General features: G+C 64.0%; 8 protein-coding genes. 7 read left to right on the forward strand and 1 reads right to left on the reverse strand.

From position 1 onward, the window contains the following. The first annotated feature begins 662 nt into the window (after positions 1–662). From Q0K02_RS02150 to Q0K02_RS02165, 4 genes are all read left to right on the forward strand, one after another. On the forward strand, positions 663–1,172 hold the full coding sequence (locus Q0K02_RS02150; protein WP_294484619.1) for a hypothetical protein: 510 nt from the start codon (positions 663–665) through the stop codon (positions 1,170–1,172). Positions 1,173–1,193: 21 nt separating this feature from the next. Next, a complete protein-coding gene (locus tag Q0K02_RS02155) occupies positions 1,194–2,891 on the forward strand; it encodes a carbon starvation protein A (protein ID WP_294484622.1) in 1,698 nt (565 codons plus the stop codon). 82 nt (positions 2,892–2,973) lie between these two features. Next, entirely contained in the window at positions 2,974–5,463 is a 2,490-nt protein-coding gene (hrpB, locus tag Q0K02_RS02160) for an ATP-dependent helicase HrpB (RefSeq protein ID WP_294484625.1), read from the forward strand. A 3-nt stretch (positions 5,464–5,466) separates the two neighbouring features. Next, the gene (locus Q0K02_RS02165; protein WP_294484631.1) at positions 5,467–8,931 is read left to right on the forward strand and encodes a DUF3553 domain-containing protein; all 3,465 of its coding nucleotides are present in this window, start codon (positions 5,467–5,469) and stop codon (positions 8,929–8,931) included. 42 nt (positions 8,932–8,973) lie between these two features. On the opposite strand, the gene Q0K02_RS02170 is transcribed toward Q0K02_RS02165, so the two are convergent. Then, positions 8,974–9,396 (reverse strand): SLOG family protein, encoded by a 423-nt coding sequence (locus Q0K02_RS02170; RefSeq protein WP_294484636.1) that lies wholly within the window; start codon positions 9,394–9,396, stop codon positions 8,974–8,976. A gap of 150 nt (positions 9,397–9,546) precedes the next feature. Between Q0K02_RS02170 and Q0K02_RS02175 the strand changes: the two genes are divergently transcribed. The 3 genes from Q0K02_RS02175 (at position 9,547) to Q0K02_RS02185 (ending at position 11,528) form a co-directional block, all read left to right on the forward strand. Continuing rightward, positions 9,547–10,521 (forward strand): hypothetical protein, encoded by a 975-nt coding sequence (locus tag Q0K02_RS02175; RefSeq protein WP_294484637.1) that lies wholly within the window; start codon positions 9,547–9,549, stop codon positions 10,519–10,521. 165 nt (positions 10,522–10,686) lie between these two features. Next, on the forward strand, positions 10,687–11,130 hold the full coding sequence (locus Q0K02_RS02180) for a Fur family transcriptional regulator (RefSeq protein ID WP_294484638.1): 444 nt from the start codon (positions 10,687–10,689) through the stop codon (positions 11,128–11,130). Between the two features lie 2 nt (positions 11,131–11,132). Further along, positions 11,133–11,528 carry a secondary thiamine-phosphate synthase enzyme YjbQ gene (locus tag Q0K02_RS02185; protein ID WP_294484639.1) on the forward strand — a complete coding sequence of 132 codons (396 nt, stop codon included), beginning with the start codon at positions 11,133–11,135 and terminating at the stop codon, positions 11,526–11,528. The last annotated feature ends 154 nt before the right edge of the window (positions 11,529–11,682 follow it).

Raw genomic sequence — 11,682 nt, forward strand, 5'->3', positions numbered from 1 at the left:
TCCCCTCTGCAATTCTCGTTTCGCCGGCATGCAGCATTCAGGCAAAACGCTTCTAAAGAGCGCCGCGCCGGAGCGTCGCCGGACAGAACAACGCCTCGCCCCCCGCCTCGCGTCGCAGCGCGAGACAGCTTCGCCGACAAAGCGCCGCAAAAAATTTTGCCGTCCGAAAAAAGTCGTCTCAACCCCCTTTTCCCGGGGCTCGACGCCGCATGCAAGGCGCACGCCAGAAACGCGTTTTTCCGGAGAAGCATTCGTCATGTCATCATATCTTTTATGAACATGTCATATCACACAGCATCCGCATGCCGGGCTCTCTATTATTGACACATACAGTGACGTTGCATCCGCCATGCGGAGAAAAAGTCTCTGCATCCCTTGTCATTCTTTGTCCGGACCGCTCTTCAACGGAAAATTTTCAGAACGTAAAGACAAAAAAATACCATCGCATCACAACTAATTTATTTTTTCACAACCTTATTTTTCCTTGTGCGCCAATATTTTTCCATGATATTGTAAGTTGCCTGTACCCCCTTTGTTCCCACGGGGTACGGCGCGCCGAACCGGCGCGGACATGCCTGAACAATTCGGGCCCCGCGCCGCTCCAGAACCGTTTCGGCCCACACGCGTCGTCCTTCCGGGAGCCGCAAGTCAGGAGAAAAGAAATGCCCGTCAGCAGAACACGCATGCTCGCCAAACTGAGCGACGCCTACTCCGTCTATTTCGACGAAGAGCCCGTTGACTCAGGCGCGCCGCTGCTTGCCGCCTGCTACGCCTTTCACTCCACCGACGAGTGCTTCGTGCTGTCCCGCAAGGTCAGGCTCTGGCGCGCAGAAATCAACGAATTCGTGTATGTGTTCTCCGTTCCCGAACTGAGTGCGGATCTTTACGAGTCATGCCGGGGGAAGGCTCTTGAGCTTGGCATGGCAAAAATACGTCCGCACATCGAACATCGATCGTCCTTCATCACGGCCCTGTTCATCTGCGACAGCGTCACGGAACAGGCGGCCGGAGCCGTACGCGGCACCCGCCATCACAAGGACTTTCTGTTCTCCCTGCACGGCTGGATGGATTTTCGCGCCGCAGCGCTGAATCTTTCCACGGGCGAGGTCGCCGTCAACCGGGCAGGAAGGGAACTCGCGCAGTTCCTACGCGGAAATCTGGGAAAGTGCTAACTCAATTGAGGAGGATTTAAATTGAGTTCCGTTGTCATTCTCATCGGCGGATTCGCCTGCCTCATCGCAGGCTACGTCTTCTACGGCTCATGGCTGTCCAAACAGTGGGGCGTGGATGAAAACAGACCTACTCCCGCCATCACCATGCAGGACGGCGTGGACTACGTTCCCGCCAAGACTCCCGTGCTCTTCGGTCATCATTTTTCGTCCATCGCCGGCGCGGGCCCCATCAACGGCCCCATTCAGGCCGCCTTCTTCGGATGGCTCCCCTGCCTGCTGTGGATCATCATAGGCGGCATCTTCTTCGGCGCCGTGCATGACTACGGCGCGCTCTTCGCCTCCATCCGCCACAAGGGCGAATCCATAGGCGAAGTCATTTCGCAGAACATCGGCGTGCGCGCCAAGCGTCTGTTCATCGTGTTCGCCTACCTTGCGCTGCTGCTCGTCATCGCCGCCTTCGCCTCCATCGTGGCCAGCACCTTCAACGGCTTCGCTCCCGACGGCTCCCACATCGAGGCCAACGGCTCCACCGCCACCATCTCCCTGCTGTTCATTCTCATGGCCGTGGTGTTCGGCTTCTGCGTGTATCGCAAGAACATGTCGCTCGGCTTCTGCACCGTGGTCGGCATCATCGTGCTCATCGCCTGCATCGTCATCGGACTCAAGTGCCCCATCTACCTTCCCGGCGACACCTGGATGTACATCATCGGCGTGTACATTCTCGTGGCCTCCGTCACCCCCGTGTGGATTCTGCTTCAGCCCCGCGACTACCTGAGCTCGTTTCTGCTCTACGCCATGATGATCGCGGCCGTGATCGGCGTGTTCGCCGCCAATCCGACCCTCGATCTGCCCGCCTTCGTCGGCTTTGAAGTGAACGGTCAGTACCTCTTCCCCGTGCTCTTCGTCACCATCGCCTGCGGCGCCATTTCCGGCTTCCACTCCCTGATCTCCTCGGGCACGACCTCCAAGCAGCTCAACAGCGAAAAGAACGCCAAGATCATCGGCTACGGCGCCATGCTCGTGGAATGCGCCCTCGCCATCGTGTCCCTCATCACCATCGGCTACATCTACTCCAAGGCCGGCGCGGACGCCTTCAAGATGCCGCCTACCGCCGTGTTCGCCCGCGGCATTTCCGAAATGCTCGCCGTGGTCGGCTTCTCCAGCCCCGAAGCGCAGAAGACCGCCTACGGTCTGCTCATCCTTTCGGTGTCCGCCTTCTGCCTGACCTCCCTCGACACCGGCACCAGACTCGCCCGCTACATGTTCACCGAATTCTGGCTGAACCCCGGCGAAACGCCTGAAACCGTCACCGGCATCCGCAAGCTTCTGTGCAACAAGTACCTCTCCACCGGGTTCACCGTCATCGTGGGCATCGCCTTCGGCATGGGCGGATGGTCCAAGGTGTGGCCGCTCTTCGGCGCGTCCAACCAGCTGCTCGCCGGTCTGGCCCTGCTGGCCGTGGCCGCGTGGCTCAAGAACGCCGCCCGCAATCACAAGATGTTCATCTTCCCCATGGTGTTCATGATTCTTGTGACCCTGACCTCCCTCGCCCTTACCTTCAAGGATAAGATCCTCGTCATCGCGTCCGGCCAGGGCGACCTCTTCGCCGCCTACCTGCAGGCCGGTCTTGCGGCCATTCTGTTCATTCTTGCCATCTTCCTCGTGCGCGAGGCTCTGCCCGTGCTCACCGGCAAGAAGCACGCCGCCGCGTCCAAGTAGCCCCGGCCTTTCTGCCGCATAAAAAGGCGCGCCCTTCGGGGTGCGCCTTTTCTTTTTCTCCGCTTCCCGCTACATTTCCCGCATGAACATGCCTGTCGAATCCTCCTTTCCCGCCCTTCTTGACGCCCTCCGCACCCACAACCGCGCCCTGCTCGTCGCGCCTCCCGGCTCGGGCAAGACCACGCGCGTACCCCTCATGCTCATGGAGCACATGCAGGGCTCCATTCTCATGCTGGAGCCCCGTCGGCTGGCCGCGCGTTCCGCCGCCCGCTACATGGCCGCCTCTCTCGGGGAATCTGCGGGGCGGCGCGTCGGCTACCGCGTCCGCCTGGAAAGCCGCGTGAGCCGCGAAACGCGCGTGGAAATCATCACCGAAGGCATACTGACCCGCCGTCTCGTGTCCGATCCCGAGCTCTCCGGCGTCTCCTGCGTCATTTTCGACGAATTTCATGAACGCTCCCTGCAGGCGGACACGGCCCTCGCCCTCTGCCTCGAAGCGCAGGAAGCGCTGCGCCCCGATCTCAAGATTCTCGTCATGTCGGCCACGCTGGACGCGGAAGAGCTCTCGTCGCTGCTTGCCCCCTGCCCCGTGATCCGCGCCGAAGGCAGAATGTGGCCCGTGGACATCCGCTATTCCCCCTGCCCTGCGGGCTCCGGCTCCTTCGGCACGTTTTCCGGCCGCGAGGCGCTGCTTGCCCACACGGCCTCCTCGGTGAAACGGATGCTCGCCGAAGAGCAAGGCTCCATGCTCGTGTTTCTGCCCGGTCAGGGAGAGATTCGCCGCGTGGCGGACATGCTCGCCAATCTGCCCGACAACGTTTCCCTGCATCCGCTCTACGGCGATCTTTCCGCCGCCGAACAGGACGCCGCCATAGCGCCCGCCGCGCCCGGCAAGCGCAAGGTGGTGCTTGCCACCTCCATTGCGGAAACCAGCCTCACCATCGAAGGCGTGCGCGTGGTGGTGGACTGCGGTCTCTCCCGCACGGCGCGCTTTTCTCCGGCCACGGGCATGAGCGCTCTCGTCACCGTTCGCGTGACGCAGGACGCCGCCGATCAGCGCGCAGGCCGCGCAGGCCGTGTGGAACCCGGCATCTGCGTGCGCCTCTGGCATGAAGGCGACGTGCTTCTGCCCTCGCGCCGCCCGGAAATTCTGGACGCCGATCTTGCGCCCTTTCTGCTCGACGTGCTGGCCTGGGGTTCGCTGCCGCAGGAACTTCCGCTTCTCACCCCCGCGCCGGAAGCCTCGCTTGCGCAGGCCAGGCAGACGCTGGAACTTCTGGGAGCCGTCCGGGAAAGCAACGGACGATCTGCGCTCACTTCGCACGGCGAGGCGCTCGCGCGCATGCCCATGCATCCGCGCCTTGCGCACATGGCCCTGCTTGCGGGAGAGCATCTGCCGCTTGCCGCCGCCCTTGCCGCGCTTGTGGAAGAGCGCTCCTCCGGTTCCGGCTGCGACGTGCGCCCCCGCCTTGCCGAACTTCGCCGCTCCACCCGCCTGCGCCGCGCCGCCGAGCAGATTTATTCGCTCTCCGGCGGAAAGGGCGCGTTTCCCATAAACGACGTGTTCCGCGACGAAGAGAGCGCGGGAGCCATGCTTTCTCTGGCCTGGCCGGAGCGCATGGCCCAGCGCCGGGAACGCGGCAAGTTCCGACTGGCCTCCGGCCGCGGCGCGGAGCTTCCCCCGGAAGACGCCCTTGCCGACGCGCCTTTTCTGGCCGTGGCCGCCATGGACGGCGGCGCGCAGGGCACGGGGCGCATTCATCTGGCGGCGCCTCTGGACAAGAGCACGCTGGAAGAGCTGCACGGCGACCTTCTCCGGGAAGAGGACGTCGTGCGCTGGGACGACCGAACCGAGACCGTGCTTGCGCGGCGCAGAACGCTGCTGGGCAGCCTTGTGCTGAGCGACGAGCCTTTGCGGGGCCGCGATCTGCCCGCGGACAAGGTCCTTTCCGCCGTGACGCAGGCCGTGGCGGATCTCGGCCCGGCATGCCTTCCGTGGACGAAGGAACTGCGCGAATGGCAGGCACGCGTGCTTCTCATGCGCCGCATGGACGGCGAAGCATGGCCCGACGTGAGCGACGAGGCGCTCATGGCCGGGCTCAAGTCGTCGCCGCTCGACAACTGGCTGAGTCCGTGGCTTTCCGGCGTCACGAGGCGCGCGCAGTTTTCCTCCATTGATCTGACCGGAGCCCTGCATGCGCTGCTGCCCTTTGCCGAGGCGAGGCGTCTCGACCGCGAAGCGCCGGAACACCTTCGCGTGCCGTCCGGCTCTCTGGTGCGCATCGACTATCTTCCCGAAGGCGGCCCCGTGCTGGCCGTAAAGCTGCAGGAAATGTTCGGGCAGCAGGACACGCCCGCCGTGTGCGGCGGCCGATGCCCCCTCACCGTGCATCTGCTTTCTCCCGCGGGACGCCCGCTTCAGGTCACGCGCGATCTGTCCGGATTCTGGCGCGGAGCCTACGCCGCCGTGCGCGCGGAAATGCGGGGCCGCTACCCGAAGCATCCCTGGCCGGAAGATCCGCTTGCCGCGATTCCCACCAAAAAGACCAAGAAGGCTCTGGAGAGAGGTTAGCGCATGGAATTTCGCACGGGAGACATCGTCATCAATCCGTCCATGCCGCAGTGGGGCCCGGGAGAAGTGCTGGCCGTCATCGAAGGCAAGGTCATGGTGCAGTTCAAAAGGCACGGCGTGCGCAAGATGGCGGCGTCGTTTCTGGCGCTGGCCGACACCGGCGAATGCCCGGAACCCACGGCTGCGCCCAAAGCTCCGGCATCTCCTGCGGCTGCAACAAAAGTTCCGGAGACAGCGCCCGCGGCAAAAACGCGCCCCGCTGCCCGCAGCGCCGCCGCACCGAAGACGTCGCAGGCAAGGCGCGGCGCATCAGCTCAGCGCGGTGCAGAAAGCGCCCCGGCCGCCTCGAAGGACTCGGATCTCGTGTCCCAGGCGCTTGCCATGCTGAACAAAGACAGCGCCCCGAAAGACGCCTCTCTTGAAAAGGCGGAACGCGCGGCCGAACTTGCCGCGGACGCCAAAAGGAAGGCCGAAGAGGACGCGCTGCGCCGAAGGAACGAAGCGATTCTGCGTTTCTGGCGCGACACGGAAGTGTTCATCATTCCCGAAGTGCCGCGTTCCTCGCGTCCGCCCGTGACCGGCGCAAGGCGCTGGGAAACGGTGTCTGCGGCGCTTTCCTCGCCGAACGCCTCAGGCAGGGGCCAGGCCCCCGCCGCTCCCGGAACGGACGACGGCGCGCTCCCGTGGTTTCATCCGCTGCCGTCGGGCTTTGTCGCGGCATGGCACATCGTCTATCTCGGCGTGCTCGCCCGCCAGCACATTTCCGACATCATTCTGGAAAAGACGGGAAACCGTCCCGAACGCCCGGAAGAGCCCGGCCTCGGCGAAGGATGCCTGGCCGCCGTGGTGCTGGACATGACGGGAGAGCCCGTGCCGGAAAGCTACGTGCCGGCCTCGTTCGTGCCCGGCCTTGCGCGCTGTCTGGCGGACAAGAGTCTCGATCAGCTTCCCGCCGACATGCTGAGCATGCAGTCCGATTTCGACCGGCGTCAAAGCTCGCGCGCCGAGCCCTTCCGCTGGCCGTGGATTCAGGAGGAAATCGAGCGTCTTTTCCGCATGACGGACATGGAAGGCGAAGAGGCGCGCATCGTGGTGCGCTCCGTGTATTTCCGGCCGGATCCCAAGGGGCGGCGCATCGACGACGTGCAGAACGATCTGCTCAACTCCTTTTATCTTTCCGATCTCGATCATCTGCTGGCGCTCGCGAGGCGCGGATTCACGGGCGTGTTCGCCCGCTATCTGGAAGGCGAAAAGAACGCCCGCAAGCGCTGCGACGTGCTGGCTCCCGGCGAGGAAAGCCGTCTTGCGCGCGAAAAGGCGCTCTCTCTCGAACGCCTGCCCGACGGACGCTGGCCGTTTCCGCCTTCCCAGCATCTGCTTCCCGCGCAGCTCGGGGCGGTCACGGAAATTCTGCACGGCAATCTGACGGCGGTGAACGGGCCTCCGGGCACGGGCAAGACCAGACTGCTCTGCGACGTGGCCGCCGAGCTCGTGGTCCGACGCGCCCGCAGACTTGCCGCGCTCAAGAACCCCTTCGAGGCCTTTGCCGCATCTTCGGGAGATTTTTATCCGCTGCGGCGCGACATCATGCGCGGCACCTGCATGGTGGTTACGAGCAGCAACAACGCCGCCGTGGAAAACATCACGCGCTTTCTGCCCTCGGAAGACGCCGTGTGCCGTCGCGCCTTTCCCGACGCGGACTATTTTCCCGAAGTGGCCAGCGCGGTGAACGCCGCCTTCACGCCCGCCGACAGCGAAGAGCCGCCGCGCCCCGCCTGGGGCCTGCTTTCCGCGGTGCTCGGTTCCGCCTGGAACTGCGAGCAGTTCGCCCGCGCGTTTTTCTGGGGTTTCCGCGATCAGGAACGTCAGATTTCCCTGCCCGGCATGAAGCAGGTGCTGGACGCCTTCCGCTCCTACGACGCGAGGCAGGACGCCCTGCGCCGCTGGCGTCAGGCCAGGGAAGATTTTCTGGCCACGGCCGCCGAGCTCAAAAGGCGCAGGCAAGAGCTGGCGCAGCAGGTCAAACAGGCGTCGGGCCCGGAAGACAAGCCCAGGTCCGAGGAACATTCGCTTCTCGGGCAGTTCATGGCGCTCATGGAAAAAAGCCGCGTGCTCCGGGCCGAGGCCGGAGAAGACAACAGGGCCGCGCTGGAACTGGCCGACCGGCTGGAGGCGCTGGAAGAACTGGCCCGCAGGGCGCAGGACGAAATGAGCAGGGATCGAAGCGGCGGCGAAGCGCTGCGCGCGCCCTGCCGTGAATTCTGGCGTCAGCCCGACTGGCAGCTCAAAAGCGTATGGAACGACGAAGAGCTCGAACGCCTGCGTTCTCTGCTCTTTCTTCAGGCTCTGCGCCTGCATGAATGGACCATCAAATCCTGCGCGCGGGAATGTTCCGCCAACATCGGCATCATCACGCGCTATCTGCGGGGCGCGTCCGTGGAGGAAGCGGAAAGCGCGGACATCTGGAACGCGCTGTTCTTCATGGTGCCCGTGGTGTCGTCCACGCTGGCGTCGTTCGGACGCGTGTTCTCCGGCATGGGGCAGGGCTCGCTCGACTGGGTGCTGCTCGACGAAGCCGGTCAGGCCACGCCGCAGAGCGCGGCAGGCGCGCTCTGGCGAGCGTCCCGGGCCGCCGTCATCGGCGATCCGCAGCAGATAGAACCCGTGGTTCCGCAGCCGGAAGGCCTGCTCAACACGCTGCGCGCCAGGCAGGAGAGAGGCGGACTGCATCTTGAACACTGGTCGCCGGAAAGTCAGTCCGCCCAGACGCTGGCCGACCGCAGTTCCGTGCTCGGCGCATGGATGGAAACCGCGGGCCGCCGCGTGTGGACGGGCTTTCCTCTGCGCGCCCATTACCGCTGCGCGGAGCCCATGTTCGGCGTTTCCAACCGCATCGCCTACGACGGGCAGATGGTGCAGGCGCAGACCTCGTTTCCCACAATCCGGTCGCTGCTCGGCCCAAGCTGCTGGTTTCACGTGAGCGGCCACATGGCCGACGCCCAGCTCGTGCAGGAAGAGCTCGCCTGTCTGAAAAACTGCCTGCTGAGGCTCCAGGCGAAGTGGCCGGAACTTGAAGGGGCAAACGGCCCGCAGGAAGCCTCGGTGTTCGTCATTTCGCCCTTCCGCAAGGTGGCGCGGCACTGCCGGTTGCTGCTGCGGGCCATGCGCTTTCCGGAAAACCGCGTGCGCTGCGGCACCATTCACACCTTTCAGGGCAAGGAAGCGGACATCGTGTTTCTCGTGCTCGGCTCCGCGCCGGGTCAGGCCGGATGGGGCAGCAGGCAGTGGGCCTCGCGCACGCCCAACATGCTCAACGTGGCCCTCACGCGGGCGCGCTCGCTCATCTACGTGGTGGGCAATCGGCGCGACTGGAAACGGCATCCGTTTTTCGACGTGCTGGCGGAAGAGCTTCCCGTGCAGGAATACGCGGAAGGAGGCCTTCTTTCAGCCGCATTCCCCGAGGATTAGGCCCCGTCGAAATGCCGCCCGCCCCGACCTTCTGGCGAACGCTCAGCGCTGATCCTTCGCCTCTTTCGACGGAGCGGACGCATCCGCCTCGTCTGCGATCAGGAAACCGGCCGCCCGCGCGCAGGGAAACACTTCCACGCGCTTTCCGGCCAGGCGCGCCTTGACGATGGCGTCGCGCGTGCCGCGGGACACGCCGTCCCAAAAAGCGACCAGCGCGTCGGCCCGGGCAACGATGTCCGTATTGCGCAAAGGTCCGGCCTTCTTGCCGTGCGCCTTCCAGTCCGCCGGAACAACGAGCAGCGGCAGACCATGCGCTCCGGCAAAACGCGCCGCAAGGGCGTCCGCGCCCCTCGCCCCGCCGGAAATGACGGCGTCGATCTCTTCCACGGAAAAACGACGGAGCAGACAATGCTCCATCCATGCATAATCGGAAAAGTTCCGGGAACCCACAACCGCCAGTTTCATGTTCGCTCCGGCTCCTGGGCCTGAAGGCCCTCTCATACCCGTAAAGCATACGAAAAGCCCGCATCGGCCGCAAGCGCTTGATTTCAGCGCCCGGCGGGACAATAATGATCAGGCCCTCTCCGAGGGTCAACCTGAACCACGAGACTCGTCATGCCTGAAACCATTGTTCTTGACCCTGAACTTGCCGCCAGGGCCGACGCTCTTTTCCGCGAACTCGGCCTGGATCTGTCCACCGCCGTGCAGCTTTTTCTGAAGCAGTCCCTGCGGGAGCACGGCCTCCCCTTCACGCCCCGCCTGACCCCGCCCGCGCCCCGTCCGGCCGACGACGCCTCTCCCGCGCCCGAAGGCGGACGCACCGTCTCCCGGCAGGAATCGCCCGAAGCCTGCCCCAGCGAAGATCAGGAACCGGCCGAAGAGCCCGGCCGCGGCGCGGAAGACGAGGCGGACATGGCGGAAGCCCCCCTTGCGCGCGAATCCGCTCCCGTTGCCGATCGCGAAAAAGAGCGCGCGGACGAGGCCGGGGAGAGCGAGCCCGTCAGACAGGAAGGCGGAGAGACCGAACAGACTCCCGAAACTTCCGACGGCCGCGTGGCCGGGCAGGACGGCGGAGAGCTTCGTCAGGCCTTCATCAACGCGCATCTCATCGGCGCGCCGCTGCGCCGCGTGCGCTCATTGAACCGCCTCTACTCCATCGGCGAACCCAACGATCATGTGCAGGGCTGGCGGGAAGTCTATGTGTCCGGCGACGAGCCCTTTGCCCTCGATTTCGGCATGGTGCGCGTGGAACTCGGCTTTCACGGCGGCGGCAGCCTGCGCATGATGGACGGAAGGCTTCCCGACGAAGTGCTCGAAGCGGACGCCGTGTATCCCCGCGATCTCAGCGCGGTATTTTCTTCCGTCATCGGTCAGAGGCTCGCGGACGTTTCCTCCTCCCGCATCTGGAACGAGGGCCGCGAACGCGAACAGCTCTGTCTACGCTTTGCCAACGGCTGCACGCTGAATTTCGCGCCCGGAGGCGAATGGGGCGCGCTGTGGCTCACCGACGCTCACGGAGCGGTCATGTTCGCTCCCGAGGCGGTCTGGCTGCGCGTTCTGGACGACAGCACCAGAAGCGGTCTGCGCTAGCGCCCAGCGCCTCTCTCTTCCTGGCCGAGCCGAAGCGCATGAAACGCGGGCCGGGGCTTTCTCCGACCTGCGTTTTTCCGCCGAAAACCACGTCGTTCCGTTCCATTGACCGGAGCGGTTTAAGCGAGTATTTATGGGAGACTCTATACCCGCAAAGGATTCGCTATGGAAAAACATCTTGCAGAAATGGAGCGCAAGTTCTCCGACTATCTCAAGCAAAAAGGCCTTCGCGTCACGCCGCAGCGCCTGAAGATACTGGAGGCCTTTCTGCAGGCCAACGATCACGTGTCCATGGAAGAACTCTTTCTCCTGGTGCGCACCCGGGACAATACCATCGGTCAGGTCACGGTGTACCGTACCCTCAAGCTGCTTTGCGAAGCCGGTCTTGCTTCCGCCGTCAACTTTGAAGAGGGCATGGTGCGCTATGAACCTGTGGGCATGCATCACCATGATCATCTGGTGTGCGAAAAGTGCGGTAAAAAAATAGAGTTCGTCAACGACGCCATCGAAAATCTTCAGGAAAAAGTGTGCCGGGTGCATGACTTCGTGCCCACCTCGCATCATATGGTGCTCTACGGCATCTGCGCCGACTGCCGAAGCAAGGCGTGATCATGGAAACCATATCCCTCTCCACCCGCCTGCGGGAAGAAATGAAGAACGTCACCGAAGAAGTGCGCGAGGTCGTGCGCAGAAATCGCTGGCAGGACGGCGCGCTCGTGGTGTTCTGCCCGCACACGACCTGCGGCGTCACCATCAACGAGGGCTTTGATCCCGACGTGGCCCTCGACATGACCCGCTTCTTCCACGACCGCGTGCCGGAAAACGGCATGTTCCGTCACGCCGAAGGCAATGCCGACGCCCATATCAAGGCCAGTCTTTTCGGCTCTTCCGTCACGATCATTGTGGAAAACGGCGAACTTCTGCTCGGCACCTGGCAGGCCGTCTGGCTTTTCGAGGGCGACGGCCCCCGCACGCGCAAGCTCTGGCTGAAATGGCTCCCCGCCTGACGCCGACCCTCCCTCTCTTTCGCCGACGCGTCGCACACTGAGCGCCATGCTGCGCTCAGGCGACAATGCCGCACGCCCGGCTCGACCTTCCGCTTTCTGCGCCGCGCCCCTGAAAAAAGGAGAGCGCCCCTTCGTTGCCGAAAAGACGCTCTTC

Origin of the sequence: uncultured Mailhella sp. (assembly GCF_944324995.1) — a bacterium.
Lineage (GTDB): Bacteria > Desulfobacterota > Desulfovibrionia > Desulfovibrionales > Desulfovibrionaceae > Mailhella.